The 18,335-nt window shown below is 39.6% G+C and carries 18 protein-coding genes; 7 read left to right on the top strand and 11 right to left on the bottom strand.

From position 1 onward, the window contains the following. Nucleotides 1–10: 10 nt before the first annotated feature. The 3 genes from yghU to J671_RS18695 all read right to left on the bottom strand — a co-directional run bounded on the left by yghU (nt 11) and on the right by J671_RS18695 (nt 2,557). Nucleotides 11–871 (bottom strand): glutathione-dependent disulfide-bond oxidoreductase, encoded by an 861-nt coding sequence (yghU, locus tag J671_RS18705; RefSeq protein ID WP_031983096.1) that lies wholly within the window; start codon nt 869–871, stop codon nt 11–13. A 33-nt stretch (nt 872–904) separates the two neighbouring features. Then, entirely contained in the window at nt 905–1,531 is a 627-nt protein-coding gene (yfcF, locus tag J671_RS18700) for a glutathione transferase (protein WP_004887634.1), read from the bottom strand. Nucleotides 1,532–1,651: 120 nt separating this feature from the next. Next, nucleotides 1,652–2,557 carry a LysR family transcriptional regulator gene (locus J671_RS18695; protein WP_004887632.1) on the bottom strand — a complete coding sequence of 302 codons (906 nt, stop codon included), beginning with the start codon at nt 2,555–2,557 and terminating at the stop codon, nt 1,652–1,654. Nucleotides 2,558–2,667: 110 nt separating this feature from the next. Here J671_RS18695 and J671_RS18690 point away from each other — a divergent pair, with 110 nt between their 5' ends. Both J671_RS18690 and J671_RS18685 read left to right on the top strand, forming a co-directional pair. Then, nucleotides 2,668–3,099, top strand: coding sequence for a CidA/LrgA family protein (locus J671_RS18690; RefSeq protein WP_004709330.1), 432 nt, complete (start codon nt 2,668–2,670; stop codon nt 3,097–3,099). A gap of 13 nt (nt 3,100–3,112) precedes the next feature. Beyond that, a complete protein-coding gene (locus J671_RS18685) occupies nt 3,113–3,802 on the top strand; it encodes an LrgB family protein (protein ID WP_004887631.1) in 690 nt (229 codons plus the stop codon). Between the two features lie 7 nt (nt 3,803–3,809). On the opposite strand, the gene J671_RS18680 is transcribed toward J671_RS18685, so the two are convergent. Beyond that, a complete protein-coding gene (locus tag J671_RS18680; protein ID WP_031983095.1) occupies nt 3,810–5,300 on the bottom strand; it encodes a PLP-dependent aminotransferase family protein in 1,491 nt (496 codons plus the stop codon). A gap of 115 nt (nt 5,301–5,415) precedes the next feature. On the opposite strand from J671_RS18680, the gene J671_RS18675 reads away from it, so the two are divergent. Further along, nucleotides 5,416–6,051, top strand: a complete 636-nt coding sequence (locus J671_RS18675; protein WP_004887629.1) for an FMN-binding negative transcriptional regulator — start codon at nt 5,416–5,418, stop codon at nt 6,049–6,051. Between the two features lie 42 nt (nt 6,052–6,093). Continuing rightward, nucleotides 6,094–6,687 carry a GNAT family N-acetyltransferase gene (locus tag J671_RS18670; RefSeq protein ID WP_004887628.1) on the top strand — a complete coding sequence of 198 codons (594 nt, stop codon included), beginning with the start codon at nt 6,094–6,096 and terminating at the stop codon, nt 6,685–6,687. A 3-nt stretch (nt 6,688–6,690) separates the two neighbouring features. Here the strand turns inward: J671_RS18670 and J671_RS18665 are convergent, their stop codons facing one another. From J671_RS18665 to J671_RS18635, 7 genes are all read right to left on the bottom strand, one after another. Continuing rightward, complete coding sequence (locus J671_RS18665; protein WP_004887627.1) at nt 6,691–7,683, bottom strand: AraC family transcriptional regulator; 993 nt, start codon at nt 7,681–7,683, stop codon at nt 6,691–6,693. Nucleotides 7,684–7,722: 39 nt separating this feature from the next. Next, the gene (locus tag J671_RS18660; protein ID WP_004887626.1) at nt 7,723–8,553 is read right to left on the bottom strand and encodes an oxidoreductase; all 831 of its coding nucleotides are present in this window, start codon (nt 8,551–8,553) and stop codon (nt 7,723–7,725) included. A gap of 160 nt (nt 8,554–8,713) precedes the next feature. Then, nucleotides 8,714–9,901 (bottom strand): MFS transporter, encoded by a 1,188-nt coding sequence (locus tag J671_RS18655; protein WP_004887625.1) that lies wholly within the window; start codon nt 9,899–9,901, stop codon nt 8,714–8,716. Between the two features lie 297 nt (nt 9,902–10,198). Further along, a complete protein-coding gene (locus J671_RS18650) occupies nt 10,199–11,617 on the bottom strand; it encodes a PLP-dependent aminotransferase family protein (protein ID WP_004887624.1) in 1,419 nt (472 codons plus the stop codon). A gap of 98 nt (nt 11,618–11,715) precedes the next feature. Further along, the gene (locus J671_RS25305) at nt 11,716–11,850 is read right to left on the bottom strand and encodes a hypothetical protein (RefSeq protein ID WP_031951531.1); all 135 of its coding nucleotides are present in this window, start codon (nt 11,848–11,850) and stop codon (nt 11,716–11,718) included. A 14-nt stretch (nt 11,851–11,864) separates the two neighbouring features. Then, nucleotides 11,865–12,869, bottom strand: a complete 1,005-nt coding sequence (gene cydB / locus J671_RS18640) for a cytochrome d ubiquinol oxidase subunit II (protein WP_002049414.1) — start codon at nt 12,867–12,869, stop codon at nt 11,865–11,867. Further along, nucleotides 12,862–14,307 (bottom strand): cytochrome ubiquinol oxidase subunit I, encoded by a 1,446-nt coding sequence (locus J671_RS18635; protein ID WP_004709299.1) that lies wholly within the window; start codon nt 14,305–14,307, stop codon nt 12,862–12,864. Before J671_RS18635 ends, cydB begins: the two co-directional genes overlap by 8 nt. Before the next feature lie 654 nt (nt 14,308–14,961). On the opposite strand from J671_RS18635, the gene J671_RS18630 reads away from it, so the two are divergent. The 3 genes from J671_RS18630 to J671_RS18620 all read left to right on the top strand — a co-directional run bounded on the left by J671_RS18630 (nt 14,962) and on the right by J671_RS18620 (nt 18,308). Next, nucleotides 14,962–15,780 (top strand): hypothetical protein, encoded by an 819-nt coding sequence (locus tag J671_RS18630; protein WP_004887619.1) that lies wholly within the window; start codon nt 14,962–14,964, stop codon nt 15,778–15,780. 118 nt (nt 15,781–15,898) lie between these two features. After that, complete coding sequence (locus J671_RS18625) at nt 15,899–17,191, top strand: acyl-CoA dehydrogenase family protein (protein WP_004887618.1); 1,293 nt, start codon at nt 15,899–15,901, stop codon at nt 17,189–17,191. Between the two features lie 184 nt (nt 17,192–17,375). Next, a complete protein-coding gene (locus J671_RS18620) occupies nt 17,376–18,308 on the top strand; it encodes an IS5-like element ISAha3 family transposase (RefSeq protein WP_004812228.1) in 933 nt (310 codons plus the stop codon). The last annotated feature ends 27 nt before the right edge of the window (nt 18,309–18,335 follow it).

Below are 18,335 nucleotides of genomic sequence, written 5' to 3'. Positions count from 1 at the left end.
AATGATATTTTTAAGACTGGTTCTGCAATTTATCTTGAGTCTTGGTCTCAAAATCACTCGCATCATGGCGTTCATGCAACTGCGTAGCTAAATCACCAAAAGTACGGTTAACCATACGCCCGCGTTGAACCGCAGGGCGCGCTAAAATCGCATCTGCCCAACGCTGAACATTTTTATATTGATCGACACCTAAAAACTCCGCGCCGTTATACACCCAGTTTTTAACAAGACCACCATACCAAGGGAATGCCGCAATATCAGCAATCGAATATTCAGAACCAGCCAAATATTCGTTTTTTGCCAGATGCTGATCTAAAACATCAAGTAAACGCTTTGTTTCCATGGCAAAGCGGTTAATCGCATATTCAATTTTAACGGGTGCATAAGCATAAAAATGCCCAAAACCGCCACCTAAGTAAGGTGCACTGCCCATTTGCCAGAATAACCAATTGAGGCATTCAGTACGTGCAGCAATATCAGTCGGAATAAACGCTTTAAACTTTTCAGCCAAGTAAAGCAAAATTGAGCCAGACTCAAACACTCTTAATGGCGGGGTTTGGCTATGGGCAACCAATGCCGGGATTTTAGAGTTTGGATTAATGTCTACAAAGCCACTGCCAAATTGCTGTCCTTCTCCGATTTTAATCAGCCAAGCATCATATTCAGCATCTTTATGTCCCAACGCTAAAAGCTCTTCAAGCAAAATAGTGACTTTTTGACCATTAGGCGTTGCTAAAGAGTAGAGCTGGAGCGGATGTTTTCCTACTGGAAGTGTATGTTCGTAACGAGCACCTGAGGTAGGTTGGTTTAAATCGGTTTTTTCTCCAGTCCATTGCCAAACTTGTGGAGGAATATAGTTTGAATCACTCATTTTTTATCTCATGTTTGGTGTAAATATAAGGGTTTAGTTATGTCGCAAGGCAAGCCATTTTTGTACGGTCGGTCTTTGCCATTGCTGTAGTGCATAGGTTTTTAAGCGTTCTGGTACAGCATCACCATTTTGGATAAGGCGTTGCAACATCAGGGCAAGTTCAGCATCTACAATGCTCCATGAACCAAAAAGAAATTCGGCATCAGATGCGAGAAGTTTTTCTGCAACAAAGAAAAGTTTCTCCGCAGCTTTTAGACCTTCTTCTGAAAGTGGAGTGGACTTGGGCTGAATAAAAATAACATCGGTTGGTCGTTCAGTTCTTAGTGCTACTAAGTCTGATCGGAGCCATGCCTGAATTTGTCTTGCTCTTGCGCGTGCTTGAATATCTTTTGGATAAATAGATGTGTTTGGATAAAGTTCTTCAAGATATTCCAAAATGGCAGAAGATTCTGATAAGGCAAAATCATTGTGCTCAAGTACAGGCACTTTGGCAGTTAATGACTTTGCTACATAAGATTTTTCAAATTGGCCTTGCTGGCCTAAGTTGATGGTCGCAATTTCAAATGGAATTTGTTTTTCATGTAGCCCTACAAAAACTGTAAACGCATAAGGGCTTAGAAATTGTGAATCTGTGTACAGCTTAAAATGTTCATTATTCATTGTTATTGTCCATGTCATAAAACAATCGGATCTAGTCTAAGTGAGCTAAGCCAAGATTGGGTAGCTTTTTTGTGGAAAAGCTTTATTGGTTTTTGAATTAAGCCATTTTAATATTCAACGTTAAGGCTTAACGTGCTGGAAATGCTCACGAACAATGTTCAGCCACGCTTGTACCGCTGGTGAGACAGGAAGATTTTTTTTCCAAGCCATGACTAAGTGCCACTGAATATTTGGTTTTTCAAGTGGTACTGCTGCAAATAAAGTAGGGTCAAGCATGTCGGTATAATATTGAGGGAGAAGCGCAATCCCCATACGTTGTAACACCATGTCTGCCAAAAGATGCCATTGGCTGGTACGGCAAGCAATAGTTGGATAAAAACCATGCTGCTTACAAGCATCGAGAATAATACTGTTCAAAGAAAAATTTTCAGGAAACATTAAAAATGATTGGTGTTGTAATTCTTCTAGATTTATTTTTTTGCGGGTTGCCCAAGTTGCATCACGACGTAAAAGTACCATTAAAGGGTAGTTACATAGCTCAATGCTATTAAAGATTTGCTCATCAAAAGGCTGCAATAAAACGCCAACGTCTAACTCGTTATTGAGTAAAGCTTGTTCAATACCGCGTGAACCTACTTCCATAAAAGCTAATTCAATAGCTGGCCATTGGCGATGAAAGTCAAACAGGGCTGTTGTTAGGAGCTGGGAACCTAAAGGTGGAACGCCAAGTTTTAAAGTACCTGTTTTTAATTGTTGATAGTTTTCTATCTCCAAAAAGATGTTTTGTTCTGCCTGAAGAAGCTCAATTGCATGTTGATAAATACGCTCTCCAATTTCAGTTAATTCAATTTGTCTTTTTCGTCCATGATCGGGTTTGACAAAAAGTTGTACCTGAAGCTGTTCTTCGAGTTGTTGTAATATTTTACTAATAGTGGGCTGAGTCAGATACAACTCTTCAGCAGTACGGGTAAAACTTTTAGTTTTTACCAGTGTAACGAAGCACTGTAATGATTTTAGAGAAAGCATAATAAAGAATAGATTATTCCATTTTAGAATAATATTAACATGAATAATTCATATTTGGCTGGTTTAACCAAGATAGCATAATGATGTAGTTAACCATTTAATTTCAAAAAATGAGTACTGAATCTGCTTCTGGAACACCCTCACAACCATCACTTTTAGTTTTAGTTAAACAAATTTTGATTTTGGCTGGATTTTGGTGGGTCGGATATCTCTTACATCAAAAACTCGGCGTCCCTGTCTCGGCGGGGATTTTAGGTATGTTTTTATTGCTTTTATGTCTGTTCTTTAAAATTATCAAAATGGATCAGGTGGCAATGGGAGCAACTGTGGTTTTAGGTGAGCTATTACTGTTCTTTGTCCCTGTAGTAGTCGCCGTTGTCCAGTATAAAACCCTGTTTATGACCGAAGGATGGCAAATTGTCTTGAGTATTGCCATTGGGACTATTTTAGTCATGCTAAGTACTTCGCTGACTATTCACTATTACAATCGTTTAAAAGCTTATTTACAAGCTCGAAAACGTCTTCAACATAAGCATATCTAGAGAGCAAAACGACATGAATATTTGGTCAATTCTTTGTCTCATCTGGACTTTGGTTGCCTATGTGGTGGCAAAGCGAATCTATCAGAAAAATCCAAAACTTTGGTTATCACCCGCAATTAGTGTGCCTGTACTCACCATTATTTTGATGACGATTTTTGGAATTTCATATCAAACTTATGCAGAAGATACGCAGTGGATTGTTAATTTGTTAGGACCAGCAACGGTTGCTTTTGCTGTACCAATTTATCGCTATCGGGAAACAATTCGTAAAAACCTTGGGGTTCTTTCGATTGCGATTATTGTGGGTATGAGTGTAGGTGTGATGTCTGCCTATGAGATGGCACAGTGGTTCCATTTTAGCCCTGAAGTGACCAACAGTTTGATGGCACGTTCTATTTCAACACCATTTGCCATGATTCTAGCGGAAGATATTCATGGTTCGGCAGCATTGGTTTCACTATTTACCGTTATTACCGGTTTGGTTGGTATGATTTGCGGCGATGCGATTTTAGCGATTACTAAAATCCGTTCTAATGTAGCAAATGGAGCTGCCTTTGGTAATGCAGCGCATGGTTTTGGTACAGTCAGAGCACAGCAAAGAAATAGTGAAGAAGGTGTAATTGCCAGTTTAACTATGGTCATCGCTGGTATTTTAATGGTGCTGATTGGGCCATTTGCGATTCATCTATGGTTGATGTTGTAAGCTTGGATTAAGACGGTTTGCCATGTTGTTGAATAATTTTTGATAGTTTTTTAATGGCTTGTTGCATCTGTTCGGGTTCAAAATCACCTAAGCCAACAATTAAACCCGGACGTTGTTGCTCTTTTGAAAATGTTGGTGAAATTGCTTTAACGGCAATACCTGCATCGACTGCCGAGCTTGCAACGTCAATATCATTAATATGATGAGAAAGCCATAACACCATATGCATGCCTTGATCCCCCGGCTGTAACCAAGCCAGTTCTTGAGGTATATGTTTTTCAATCAAGCCAATAATGTATTGCCGAACTTCCGCATAAACATGTCGAGTACGTCGAATATGTCGTTCCAAATAACCCTCTTGAATAAAAGCAGCTAAAACATGTTGGTCAGCAGCAGGTGGGTGTCTATCAATTAATACTCTTAGCCCACAAAAAGGTGCCACCAGTTCTTTAGGCAATACGGCATAGCCAAGCCTAAGCGATGGAAATAAGACTTTGCTGAAAGTTCCAAGATAAATGACTTGGTTGGGTGCCATACCTTGTAAAGATGGAAAGGGCTGACCGTTATAACGAAGTTCACTGTCATAGTCATCTTCAATGATCCATGCATTTTGCTGTTTTGCCCAAGCCAATAAAGCCGTGCGTCTTGCTAGACTCATTGGCATGCCAAGTGGATATTGGTGAGATGGTGTCACAAAAGCAGCACGCGCATGTTTTGAAAGTTTAATCCCAATTTCAACTTGAATACCTTCTTCATCGACAGGAACACGCACCGTACGGATATTTTTTACGGCATGTTCAAAAATGGCTGTAGTACCACGATAAGCTGGATCTTCTATCCAGACTTCATCTTTCGCTTCAAATAAAATCTGGCTGCAAATATAAAGTGCCTGTTGAATACCAGGTGTAATCACGATTTGTTCAGGTTCACAGTGTACAGAGCGGGATCGACGTACATAATCTGCTATAGCGATTCTTAATGATAATACCCCTTGAGGTTCACCATAACCTGATGGAGCACCAGCACCCCGAGATCTAAATTTATTACCAAACTTACGCCAAATATCACTCGGTTGAGTACGAGCAATCGGAACAGACACTGCAAAAGGGGCATGAGGAAGGGGTTTAAACTCTTTGAGTACCTCGGCATAACAAAGAGCTGATTTGGTTAAAGGGATTGAGCTAGAAATTGTTTCTTTCTGGGAAGATTCCAATACAGTTTTTTTAGTTAAAGCATGAGATACATAAGTGCCAGTTCGGGCTTGTGAAGAAAAAACACCTTCAGCGAGAAGTTGATCATAAGCTTCAATAACGGTTCCGCGAGCGACTTCAAGTGTTTGAGCCAGCTCACGCGAGGATGGTAAAGGGTCGCCGGGTTGTAAATCACCACTTTGTACAGCTTCACGCAAGGCTTGGGTCAGTTGAGCACTTATCTTTCCTTTGCTTTTATCAATCTTTGCAATCGACGGAAGTTCAACAACTTTTGCCATTCTTGCCATAATTCTGGTCTACTTAAAAAAATACAAAGTGGTTCTTTTTAATAAACCACATAAACCAGAAAATTTACAACACAAAATATAAATAACCCTGAGATTTACAGTGAGGTTTTGAGCCATGTATATCCCCGATGATTATGCAGAAAACCGTTTGGATGTATTGCATTCTCTTATTACAGAATATCCGTTTGGTGTGCTTTTTACGCATGGAAGTAATGGATTAGATGCAAATCATCTTCCTTTTGAACTTCAGAAAAATGAAGGGAAGTTTGGCGCTCTACATGCGCATGTGTCTCGAGTGAATCCTGTCTGGCATAACATTAAAAATGGAGATGAGGTGTTGGTCGTGTTCCAAGCCGGTGATGCTTATATTTCACCAAACTGGTACCCATCCAAACATGAACAGCACAGACAAGTGCCGACGTGGAATTATAGGGTTGTGCATGCTCATGGCAAAGTAACAGTTCACGATGATGAACGTTATGTTCGCGGTGTGGTGGCTCGTTTAACCCGTAGCCATGAAGCTTCTCAACCTGAACCCTGGAAAATGTCAGATGCACCAAAGGACTATCTTGAACCGATGTTAAAGGCGATTGTGGGAATAGAAATTGAAATTACTAAGCTGCAAGGCCAATTAAAATTGGGGCAAAACAAAGAACGTCGAGACATTTTAGGTGCGGCAGATGGCCTATCAAAATCTGGTCATCAAACCATAGCAGACGCTATGTATAGTGTGGCTGATTTAAATAAATAACTTTGGAAATATAAAAGCTTAATATTAATGGAGGAGATAAAGATGGCTTGGATTACACCTGTTGAGTTGGTAGGCGAACACGTTATTTTAAAGCCGCTAGATGTCACTCAAGCTGAATCACTGGCAGAGGCCGTTTGCGATGGGGAACTCTATAATCTTTGGTATACCCGTGTGTCAAGACCTGAACAGATGACTGCTGAAATTGAAAGACGTCTTGGTTTACAAAAATCTGGTTCTATGTTGCCTTTTTATATTGAAGACCGAAAAACGGGACGAGCGCTGGGCATGACAACTTTAATGCATATTGAAGAAGCGCATCGCCGTGTCGAAATTGGTTCGACGTGGTACCGCAAATCTGCACAGCGTACACCTGTCAATACTGAATGTAAAAAACTACTGTTAGCTCATGCATTTGAGACTTTAAACTGTATTGCGGTTGAGTTACGCACATCTTCTTTAAATGTTCAAAGTCAAGCCGCGATTGTACGCTTAGGTGCAAAGCTCGATGGTGTGCTAAGAAGCCATCAAATTGTGAAAGATGATATTTTACGGGACACTCACGTTTATAGCATTTTAAAACATGAGTGGCCTGCGGTTCGCCAAAATCTGGAATGGATGTTGAACAAGCCGCGTTAGGAATTAATGCATAAGTCTATATTCTTGCGGAGTATTACCCGTCCAGTTTTTAAATGCTCGGCTGAATGAGTTGTGCTCTTGAAAGCCCAATAGAAATGAAATTTCACCCGTGCTCATTGATGATTTTTCTAAATAATGTTGGGCAAGAGATTGACGTGTCGCATCCAAAAGCGTTTTAAAATTAGTTCGCTCTTCTAAAAGTAGCCGTTGTAGTGTACGTTTGCTCATCGCGAGTCGTTGAGCAACATCTTCTATCGTACATAGTCCAGCAGGTAGGTTTTCTAAAAGTATTGCTTTAACTTTTTCACTAACTGTTGCATCTTCATCAAGTTGTATAAGACTACGTTGCAAGTTTGGCTCGAAAAAAGACCACATGGTTGGGTTGACTGTTAAAAAAGGACGTTCAGCATCTTGGCGTGAAAAGACAATCGAAATGTGTTCACTTTTTTGTGGAAGTACGCCAAAAAATGTTTTGTATTCTGCCAGATTATTAGGTAAATCGGGCAGTGTAACTTTCAAAGGTATAACCTGATGCCTTGTACATATTCTTGCTAATTGAGCAAAAAAGACCAGTTCTGACATGGCAAGACTTTGTGGCGTTGGCGTAGATACATTATAAAATTTGAGTTCTAGCGTTGTGGTGTCGTTATCAATTGCTACTTGTAACTGCATTGGCCCAACGAGTCTTTTAAATTCAGATAGACGCTGTATCGCAATATTAAAGTTAGGGCTACAAATACAAGCAAAAATCGCTGGGTCAAACAGTTCAACTGTAATCATTTGACCAATTTTTAAAGGTAAGTCATTTATTCCAGCAAGTTGTTCAATTGCGTGCCAAAAATTGAAATATTGAACAGGCGTAAGGCTTGCATCTTTACGGTTGAATAAATCAAACGGTAGAGATGCCAAACGTAATGCATCTTCAACATTTATGCCTAGGTCATTCAGTAATAATTTCCAGTTGGTATTTAGGGCAAAATTTGAAGCATATTTCATTTGAGCATCTCAACATTAAACTTATAAGGGGCACTTAATTTATTTAATAACTGACATCACCATACGATCAAACACACGGTCACCAAACCATTTACGTACAAATATCATCAGTTTGGCATATTTGCCACCCACATAACGTGTTTTAGGTGAGGATGCATGGACGGCTTTCATCAGCATATCAACGACAACTTGCACGTTTGAAAGCTCACCTTTTTCAACAGAGGTATGTGTTGCATTAGCAACCGCGGCTGCCATATGGCTATACGCACTTTGTCCTGAACGTTCCAGCATAGGTTGGACCATTACATCTGCAAATTCAGTTGCGATAGCACCGGGTTCAATGACGACAACATCAATATTAAATGATTTTAACTCTAAACGTAGACAGTCAGACCAACCTTCAACAGCATGTTTACTCGCATGATACCAACTACCAAGTGGTGTATAAATTTTCCCGCCCATTGATGAAATATTGATAATTCTACCCTGCATTTTTTTACGCATACTAGGTAGAACCTTTTGAGTTAAATAGGCCATACCAAACAGATTCACTTCAAATTGATAGCGTGCATCGGCAAGGGTGGTATCTTCCATAGCACCATACATACCAAAGCCTGCGCAGTTAACTAAAATATCAACACCATGGGTTTCTTTTTCAATAGTCTTCACAACTTGGTCGATATCATCCTGATTGGTAATATCCATTTTTAATGTATGAGCACCAAGTGCTTTTAGTTCTTGCATAGCATCAACGCGACGAGCAACGGCATAAACAGTTGCACCTTCTTTGAGTAATGCTTTGGTAAATGCTTTTCCCATACCAGATGATGCGCCTGTGATGAGAACGATTTTTTCTTTAACTGTGTTCATATTCTGTCTCTCAACTAAAGTTTTAAGGAACTTGCTTTTCGATAGAGACATCATAGAAATTTGAACGATATTTACCCAAATCGAATGGCGACAATGTTTAATCAAAGTACGCCAAATTTTTAAAATATCATTTTCTGGACATAAGAGCAGATACACAAAGTTAAATTAAAGCTTTTGGTCGTCTTTTGCTTAACCATAGTAATGAGCATGCTGCAATTGCCAGCCACGGTATTAAAGCCATATTCATTGCTTCCCAGCCAAATAAATCAAGTAAAGCACCAGCGCTAAAAGAGCAGATTAAACCGACAACAAAAACAGTCATGTCGTTAATGGCTTGGGCCTTGGCTTTTTCAGCCGCTGTATACGTTCCGGTAAGCAAAGAAGTACTACCAATAAATAAAAAGTTCCATCCCACACCTAATAAAATGAGTGAGATTGCAAACGATGCGAACTGAATACCGGAGAGAGCAAATCCGATATAGCAGGCAAATAATAAAAGACCTGCAAACATGATTTTAAGCACACCAAATCGGGCGATTAAATGTCCAGTAAAGAATGAAGGTAGGAACATACCAAGCACATGAAGCTGAATGACAGTTGTAATCGTGCCTAGTTCATGGTGTGAATGTCGCATAGCAATGGGTGTTGCGGTCATACCTAAAATCATGATGCCGTAGCCTGTTACGGCACCAAACAAAGCAACTAAATAGGTAGGCTGAAAAACAATCTTTTGCCATGGGCGACCAGCAGTAAAATTAGATTTTTGCTCAACTGTATTGGCAATATGTAGGCTAGATAAAATGCCCATTGCCACAAGTGAAATGATACTAATAATTAAAAATGAACCGATATATTCTAAATGTTGAAATAATGGGCCACCAAAGCGCGCCAAAGTCGGACCAATCAGTGCGGCAACAATTCCCCCTGCCATAACCCAAGAAATAGCACGTGAACGGAATGCATCATCTGCTACTTCACTGGCAGCGAAACGATAAAACTGGGCAAAGGATTGGTAGGCTCCGACACATAACGTGCCTAAGGCTAAGAGAGTAAGTGAACTATAAAAGATACCAATGGCGGCAATAATACCGCCAATTACACCTAAAAAAGCGCCGAAAAGAAAACCCTTACGCCGTCCTACATGTGCCATCAACATTGATGCAGGGAACATCATTAAGGCTGTACCCAAAAACATAGATGCGATGGGTAAAGTTGCAAGTATCGGTGTATTAGAAATATTTGCCCCAGCCAAACCACCAATCGTCATGACCATGATCGATACGGTTTGATAAAGTGACTGAGAACTCGCCAAAATAAGAACTTGGCGGTGCATCGTATTTTGAAGCATGAGAGCCTTTAATTATATGTGTTAATCGATGAGTCTGGATGCTGCGTTTTTACATAGGAAGAAAGTATCAACAGCTCAGCTTGAAAATGTTGAGGCGTTCTTGGCGGTAGAGATAACAATATTTCTTTGGCCTAAACTATTTTTTATCAAGTAATTGCAGCTGAATTATCAGACTTAATATTCTATCATCTGATAGTTTGATACAAAACAGTCGAAGCCCCAATTTCCCTAAATAAGTCCATTTACATAGGGGATGTTGTTTGTATTCTCTCGATTTCATTAAGGCGTCGTACCTTCTTATAAACCTGCTTCAACTCTTTGTTGAATAGTTTTGATGACTTGATCTAAAGCAACTTGAATTTTTTCGTTCCACTCAAATGAACAATTGATTCTTAAATAATGTTGCTGTGCGGGTAAAACACTAAAGAGTGGGCTTGGGGCAACGCCAATGTCTCGTTGGATGAGTTCTTCATAAATTTGCATGCTATCAAGCTTATAAGGCAATTTAACCCATAGAAAATAACCGCTTGGATAATAATAAATCTCGCAACTCGGTGGCAGATGTTGCTTCAAATAGTGGTAAAACTGCTTTTTATAACGTTCAAGTGAAAGTCTAAGTGTGCGCAAATGCTTTTCATAATGATGATGAGACAAGAACTCAACCAAGGCATTTTGGATGAGTGCATTCACTGAAATAGTACTCATGAGCTGCAAGTGTTGGATATGGTCCGAAAATTTACCCGCATAGACCCAACCTACCCGAAAACCTGCCCCTAAAGTTTTAGAAAATGAAGAGCAGTGCAGTACCAGATTTTGTTGGTCAAAATACTTCATCGAAAGTGGTTTTTGCCCGCCATAATAAAGCTCTTCATACACATCATCTTCAATTAAGTAAATCTGGTGTTCATGAAGTAGTTTGGCAATTTTATATTTAATCTCATCACTGACCGTAAATCCAATCGGGTTATGGGTATTCAGCATGAGCCAACACACCTTGATAGGATATGTTTGAATAACTTGCTCAAAAGCTTCTAAGTCAAAACCATATTGAGGATGTTCGGGAATGGTAATGACCTTAAGTCCTAAACGTTCAGCAGCCTGCCAAGCACCGTAAAACACGGTTTGTTGCAATAAAATATAGTCACCCGGTTTAGCAACTGCTTGTAAAGAAAGATTGAGTGCATCTAATCCTCCAGATGTAATGACAATGTCATCTGGATCGGTCTGTATGCCTTGCATACAGTAGCGTTGAGCAATCAGTTTTCTTAACGCTAAATTACCGGGAGGTAGGCTTGCTGTCTGGTCATAGCTTTGTCTTTGCCGAGCAAGTTGTCCCATAATTTGAATAAGTTTGGGAGCAGCTAAAAGCTGACTATCTGGAAAAGCTGAACCAAAAGCTACGACAGATTCATGTTGAATTGACTTAAGGTATTTAAAAACTAATGAGTTAATTTCGATTTTAGAGTTTAGTGAAACAACTGAATATTGCTCGAGTGGCTTTAGTGCAATTTGCTCGGCAACGAAGTAGCCAGACTTTTCCTTTGAATAGATCAGCCCTTGTGATTCAAGTTCTTGGTAAGCATTCATCACAGTCATTAAGCTAAACCCAGAACGTTGGACCTGATCTCTTAATGAAGGTAATTTCTCATGTGCACTTAAAGTACCACTTTCAATAAGTTGGCGAATGCTATGCGCGAGTTGTTCTGATTTATACATGTATGAGCTGCACGAAAGAATAAAATAAAAGATGCACTGAACCCATAATAAATGCCGCTTGTAGAATCTACAAACGGCATTTTTTTATAAGGATGGGTTTACTTTAAGTAAGGGGCAGCATAAATCAATATCACTTTAAACAACCCTGCAATCACAGCTAAGGCAAAAAACCCACCAAGCCATAACAGAATAAACCATTGGGTTTGACTGAGTTTAACTGACGACTTTTTCATAACACCCCCGGACCTTAATGATAACCTTCATCACCTACACGAACTTTGTCACGGAATACCCAGTAAGACACAACCGTATAAGTAATAATGATTGGAATCAGAATAAGTGCACCCACTAAAGCAAACATCTGGCTGGAATGAGGCGCTGCCGCCTGCCAAATCGTAACTGATGGTGGAATGATATTTGGCCATAAGCTAATTACAAAACCAGTAAAGGCAAGGAAGACCAATGCCAAGGTATATATAAATGGTTTATGGTCCTGCTGCTTTTTACATGCTGATAAAATCAGGCCAACAAACAATAAGACCAAAATAGGCACAGGACTAAAATAGAACAGATTTGGTAAAGAGAACCAGCGATCTGCAATTTCAGGGTGTGTTAAAGGTGTATATAAGCTAACGGCACCAAAGATAATGAGCAGCGCAATAATTAACTTTGGCATAAGCTCATACATACGTTGCTGCAAGCCTTTTTCAGTTTTCAAAATGAGCCAACCGCAGCCTAAAGTGGCATACATCGCAACTACACCAATACCTGTGAAAATGGAGAATGCAGTAAGCCAGTCAAAAGGACCACCGGCAAAAATACCGTTTTCGGTTTTAATGCCTTGAATATAGGCACCTAAAATAATCCCTTGGAGGAAGCTTGTTAAAACCGAACCCCAAATAAAAGCTAGGTCCCAAAGATGTTTGGTTCGATGAGCTTTAAAACGGAATTCAAAAGCAACTCCACGGAAAATCAAGGCAATCACCATGAAAATAATAGGCAGGTAGAGCGCAGATAAAACCGTTGAATAGACCAGTGGGAAGGCTGCATACAAGCCAGCACCCCCAAGTACCATCCAGGTTTCATTGCCATCCCAGACAGGAGCAACGGTATTCATCATCACGTCACGTTCTTGGCTATTCTTAATGAAGGGAAACATAATCCCGATTCCTAAGTCAAAGCCATCCATGACCACGTAAATTAAAACACCTAAACCGATAATACCGACCCATATTAAAGAAAGATCAATCATGACGGTTCTCCCCAGAGTTTTGTTTGCTGTCAATATTTTCATCGACTGCACTAAGTGGACGCATCGGTGTTTTGAAGTGACCTACGCCACCTGTTTCCATATTTGGTGTGTCGATAAATACAGGGCCTTTATTAATGAGTTTTAAGGTGTAGTAGATACCACTACCGAAAACGATGGTGTAAACCACAACAAAAATAAAAAGACTTAGACCCACCTGATCTGCCGAAACAGTATGCGATAAACCATCTTTGGTGCGCATAATGCCGTATACCACCCAAGGTTGACGGCCTACTTCGGTAGTAATCCACCCAGCCAGCATTGCGACATAACCTGCAGGCCCCATCACTACAGCAAATTTATGAAACCATGATGTTTCATAGAGTTTTCCACTTTTACGCAGCCAAAGAGCAATAAGTGACAAGGTGACCATAAGAACGCCAAGTCCCACCATGACTCGGAAACTCCAGAAAATAATGGTCGAGTTTGGACGATCTTCAGGTGCGAATTCTTTTAAGCCAGTCACTTGCCCATCTAAACTGTGAGTCAAAATTAAACTACCCAAATATGGAACACCCACTTCAAAGTGATTTCGTTCTTCTTTCATATCTGGAATGGCAAATAACAGTAACGGCATAGGCTCGTTATGATTGGTTTCCCAGTGACCTTCCATTGCAGCAAGTTTGGCAGGCTGATGCTCACGAGTATTTAAACCGTGGTTATCGCCAATCACCACTTGTAAACAAGAAGTCACAAGCACCATCCAAAGACCCATCGAGAATGATTTTTTAACCAATTCATCACGACGACCTTTTACCAAGTGCCAAGCAGATGTTCCCACCACCAATAAAGATGAAACCAAGAAGGCAGCAGCACCCATATGTGCAAAGCGGTAAGGGAAGGACGGGTTGAAGACAATAGCTAGCCAGTCTTTTGGCACAATAATGCCATTTTCGATGGCAAAACCTTGCGGTGTTTGCATCCAGCTATTGGACGATAAAATCCAGAACATTGAAATACATGTTCCGATGGCAACCATAAGCGTTGCAAAGAAATGGGCTCTAGGACCAACACGGCCCCAGCCAAACAGCATAATGCCTAAGAAACCTGCTTCTAAGAAGAAGGCACTTAACACTTCATAGGTAAGTAAAGGACCAGTAATACTTCCGGCTACTCGTGAAAATTCACTCCAGTTGGTACCAAACTGATAGCTCATTACGACACCGGAAACCACTCCCATACCAAACGCAACAGCAAAGATCTTAATCCAGTATTTAAATAGATCTTTATAAATTGGGTTTTGCGTTCTTAACCATTTCCACTCTAAAACTGCCAAAAAGCAGGCAAGTCCGATGGATGTGGCCGGAAAAATAATATGGAAGGATACTGTGAAAGCAAATTGTATTCGCGCTAATTCTAGAGCGGTTAGACCGAGGCTCATAAACTTTCCCCCTGTGAACTAGCTGATGATGATTGAATGAGTTAAATACTTATTTTCAGGCAAAAAAGTACTCTGGCGATTAAACTTACTTCTGTGATAAATGTTCTTAGCAAGTAAAATGCCAACAGGGTAAAGCAATATAATTGCTTGATATTTCAATAGAATAGGGCGATTGATTGTTTTCAATCTGTTAGCAAAGTTTATGCTTGATGTTGCATTTGTAAAAATGCATGTTGCATTGAAACATTGATGAAATATCTGGCGATATGCAATAGATCGTCTCATGAAAACTACCTACCTTAAGAAGTTTTCTTAATCATGCACTCGCTCTATTTGTATATGTAGATACAGAAATTTTTTATAAAACTATAACAGTTCAGTATGGTTTCGAAGGTGTGCTATAGTTTTTTTTCAATCATCTGTAGCTATATATTCAGTCCTCTAAAGTTCAGAATAAAAATGAACAGGATTTACCGTCGACCTAAACCAACTTTCAAGACTCAATGTGAACGCTGCTTTAGATTTTATTTAAGCACATGATTATGTTCTTCTTTTCTATTTCCATTGTTGTTTTGTGTAGGGTCCGGTTGCTGCGTGTTTCTTAAAGACCTAAGTGTAAGTGTAGCGCTTCTAAAATAGCTTGGATGTTAAAAAATGTTTATCACGTCTCAACTGAATATCATTCATAAAATTATTAAAAATCAGTCTATTTCCACTTCGGTAGTAGATCAGTTGGAACAGTCTTATGTGAATCTTGAAGCAACCCTACTTAGAGCGAAAGTACTCAGGGATTTTTCTAAAACTCAAATCGTGTATTTAATTCAGTCGCATATTGAGCCACAGCAAAGTAGTCTGGCTTATCTATTCTCGCCATTTATTTTTGCGAACTTAAACAAGGCTGCTATTTATACAACACCTGCAACACCACCTGTGCTTACTATTCTGAATAAATACTATCAAGCAGACAAGAAGGTCGTATTTAAGATAGATGAAGTTTTAGAAAGCCTAAAAATATATCTTGATTTAGAATTAATAGAGATGGGAGAAGCTGACTTTATTTATTTAAAATTAATCAAAGCATTGTGCCGAAGTGATATCTCTACAGTTTTTTTAATCACCCATTTAGAGCTTGATTTAGAGGCTTTAAAGCAACTTGAACAGTTCTTAAAAATAAAAATTCATTGGGTAAAAGTCGTAAAAGATGAGGGTCTAAAAGGTGTAGATCAGTTGGATATGCGAAAATTATTATTTAAAAATAAAGATGAAGCATATGTACAGTTATGTGCTCATTTTGCGCAAATGAATGCAGCACTGGTCGGGCTATGCGATACCTTTACTACTAGTCAAATGACGCACTTAATCGATGATATGTTTTATTCAGAGCATATTTTCGAAAAACTTTCTGTCTATTCAGAATATATGCAAACCTTATTGCAAAGTCAGCATAGTCTTACCAAGAAAGAGATCGCTTAGGGCTGTCATGCTTTTAATTGGTGTTATATCAAGATTGAATACTGTTATAAAAAAATAATCGTTTTCATGTGAAATAAATATTTTATGGTAAAAGCAAAGCAATATTGGTTTTACTTACATGACAAATTTAAATTTTGAGCATCATCTCGGTTCATTAACTCACGCTGCACTGAGCCAGGCTTCAATCATTTCGCGGGTATGGGGTGAGGGGCCGTCACCACGTTATGATGAATTGGCAAGTAACTTCAGACCGACGTTTGCCCGTATTAAAGAAGGGGCTTTAATCCGTGAACAGCAGCATATTTTGCCGTATGAGCAACTTCAGTGGCTCAAAGATATTGGCTTTACACGGTTACGACTTCCAAAAGCTCATGGTGGTTTTGATGCAACTATTCCTGAACTATTTGCATTGCTTATTGAACTTGCAGAGGCCGACTCAAACTTACCGCAAGCTTTACGTGTGCATTTTGGTTTTACTGAGGATGTCTTGGTAAGTAAAGATAAAGCGTTTCAACAGCGTTGGCTGAGCCGAATTGCCAATGGGGAAACTGTCGGTAGTGCATGGTCTGAAGGCGGCAAAGAGTCAATCGATCAGTTTGAAACACATTTATATCGAGACAGTGACGGAAAAATTCGCGTTAAAGGCAAAAAATACTACACCACAGGGAGCCTATATGCAGACTGGGTGGATGTTGGGGTAACAGATTTAAAAGGAGAGTCTGGCTCAGTTGTTGTTCGCCGTGAAGATGAAGGCGTCGAAATTGTCGATGACTGGAATGGCTTTGGACAGCAGCTCACTGCAAGTGGTACGGCATATTTCCATGATGTATTGGTCGATGAAGCTGAAATTTTACCTGACGATGACCGTTTTAAATATTCGGCGGCTTATTATCAACTGGTCCAACTGGCAATCATTACAGGTCTAGGGCGTGCTGCAACCTATGATGTTTCTCAAGCTGTAGCAAAACGTACCCGAAACTACACGCATGCAAATGCTCAATTTGTAAAACAAGATCCCCAAATTTTACAAGTCGTAGGACAAATTCGTGGCGCAGCTTATAGTGCAGGAGCGATTGTTGAAAAAGTTGCACAAAGCTTACAGCGTGCTTACTTAGCTGCATTTCAAAATAATGAGCAATTTGAAGAAGAGCAAAATGCACTTGCCGAGCTTGAAAGTGCGCAGTCCCAAACGGTCATTACCGATCTAATTTTAAATGCCTCTACAATTTTATTTGATGCTTTGGGTGCTTCTGCAACAGACAAAGATTTAGGTCTAGATCGGTATTGGCGTAACGTACGAACTTTATCTTCACATAACCCGAGAGTATTTAAAAATCGAATTATTGGTGATTTTAGTGTGAACGGTACATTACCACCGTATCAATGGCGAATAGGCAATGTCACTAAATAATAATTGATAATATAGATATTAAGCTGCTACTTTTAGCGGCTTAATATTATTTTGATTATTAAAATTAAATTATAAAAATCTATTAGAATAAAATCATATTTTGTTTGGGGTATATATTATAAAGAAAATGGGCTTTGTTGCACAAAGCTATTCTTGAAGGCTTCTTCAGTAATATAATTTCCAGATGAAGAAGCCTACACCTAAAATCTATCGTACAACCAATTGGTCCTCGTATAACCAAGCTTTAATCAAGCGAGGAAATATTTCAATCTGGTTTGATCCTAAGACGCAATGGTATGCACAACCACAAGGCAAGCAAGGACGAAATCAAACTTATTCCGATACAGCGATTCAATGCTGTTTAATGATCAAATCTCTATTCCGTCTTTCTTTACGTATGGTTACTGGCTTTGTTCAAAGCCTGATTAAACTCTGTGGCTTGAATTGGACAGCACCAGATTACTCCACCCTTTGTAGACGACAAAAGCATATTGATATTGCGATAAGCTATCAGAAAAGTCATGATGGGTTACACCTACTTGTCGACTCTACGGGTTTAAAGTTTTTAGGTGAAGGCGAATGGAAGCGTAAAAAACATCAGCCTGAATACCGTCGGCAATGGCGTAAACTGCATATTGGTATAGATGCTGAAACACTGCAAATACGTGCCGTTCAGCTTACTACAAATAATGTCAGTGATTCACAAGTACTAGGTGATTTACTGGATCAAATTCCACTAGATGAGCGAATAGATTCTGTCTATACCGATGGCGCGTACGACACGAAGTGCTGCAGAAAAGTGATTTCAGATCGTCAAGCACATGCAGTAATTCCACCCAGAAAGAATGCCAAGCCCTGGAAAGATTCTAAAATAAGTTCAATAGAACGAAATGAGTTACTTCAAACGGTTAAACATTTAGGCAGAACCCTATGGAAAAAATGGTCGGGTTATCACCGTCGTAGTTTGGTGGAAACCAAGATGCATTGCATCAAATTATTAGGTGATAGGCTGACGGCAAGACATTTTCAAAGTCAGGTCAATGAAATTCATGCGCGTGTGGCAGTTCTGAATAGATTTACGGAATTAGGTAGACCTCGCACCCAAGTTGTGTCTTAAATTTGAATGGATTGGGGAGAACTCAGC

The sequence above is a fragment of the Acinetobacter sp. 1130196 genome, assembly GCF_000588095.1.
Lineage (GTDB): Bacteria > Pseudomonadota > Gammaproteobacteria > Pseudomonadales > Moraxellaceae > Acinetobacter > Acinetobacter nosocomialis.
This window is presented reverse-complemented; position numbering and strand designations above follow the sequence as displayed.

Excerpts from the sequence above, each read along its gene's own strand:
- yghU (WP_031983096.1), bottom strand. The coding sequence starts at position 871 with ATGAGTGATTCAAACTATATTCCTCCACAAGTTTGGCAATGGACTGGA.
- yfcF (WP_004887634.1), bottom strand. The coding sequence starts at position 1,531 with ATGAATAATGAACATTTTAAGCTGTACACAGATTCACAATTTCTAAGC.
- J671_RS18695 (WP_004887632.1), bottom strand. The coding sequence starts at position 2,557 with ATGCTTTCTCTAAAATCATTACAGTGCTTCGTTACACTGGTAAAAACT.
- J671_RS18690 (WP_004709330.1), top strand. The coding sequence starts at position 2,668 with ATGAGTACTGAATCTGCTTCTGGAACACCCTCACAACCATCACTTTTA.
- J671_RS18685 (WP_004887631.1), top strand. The coding sequence starts at position 3,113 with ATGAATATTTGGTCAATTCTTTGTCTCATCTGGACTTTGGTTGCCTAT.
- J671_RS18680 (WP_031983095.1), bottom strand. The coding sequence starts at position 5,300 with ATGGCAAGAATGGCAAAAGTTGTTGAACTTCCGTCGATTGCAAAGATT.
- J671_RS18675 (WP_004887629.1), top strand. The coding sequence starts at position 5,416 with ATGTATATCCCCGATGATTATGCAGAAAACCGTTTGGATGTATTGCAT.
- J671_RS18670 (WP_004887628.1), top strand. The coding sequence starts at position 6,094 with ATGGCTTGGATTACACCTGTTGAGTTGGTAGGCGAACACGTTATTTTA.
- J671_RS18665 (WP_004887627.1), bottom strand. The coding sequence starts at position 7,683 with ATGAAATATGCTTCAAATTTTGCCCTAAATACCAACTGGAAATTATTA.
- J671_RS18660 (WP_004887626.1), bottom strand. The coding sequence starts at position 8,553 with ATGAACACAGTTAAAGAAAAAATCGTTCTCATCACAGGCGCATCATCT.
- J671_RS18655 (WP_004887625.1), bottom strand. The coding sequence starts at position 9,901 with ATGCTTCAAAATACGATGCACCGCCAAGTTCTTATTTTGGCGAGTTCT.
- J671_RS18650 (WP_004887624.1), bottom strand. The coding sequence starts at position 11,617 with ATGTATAAATCAGAACAACTCGCGCATAGCATTCGCCAACTTATTGAA.
- J671_RS25305 (WP_031951531.1), bottom strand. The coding sequence starts at position 11,850 with ATGAAAAAGTCGTCAGTTAAACTCAGTCAAACCCAATGGTTTATTCTG.
- cydB (WP_002049414.1), bottom strand. The coding sequence starts at position 12,869 with ATGATTGATCTTTCTTTAATATGGGTCGGTATTATCGGTTTAGGTGTT.
- J671_RS18635 (WP_004709299.1), bottom strand. The coding sequence starts at position 14,307 with ATGAGCCTCGGTCTAACCGCTCTAGAATTAGCGCGAATACAATTTGCT.
- J671_RS18630 (WP_004887619.1), top strand. The coding sequence starts at position 14,962 with ATGTTTATCACGTCTCAACTGAATATCATTCATAAAATTATTAAAAAT.
- J671_RS18625 (WP_004887618.1), top strand. The coding sequence starts at position 15,899 with ATGACAAATTTAAATTTTGAGCATCATCTCGGTTCATTAACTCACGCT.
- J671_RS18620 (WP_004812228.1), top strand. The coding sequence starts at position 17,376 with ATGAAGAAGCCTACACCTAAAATCTATCGTACAACCAATTGGTCCTCG.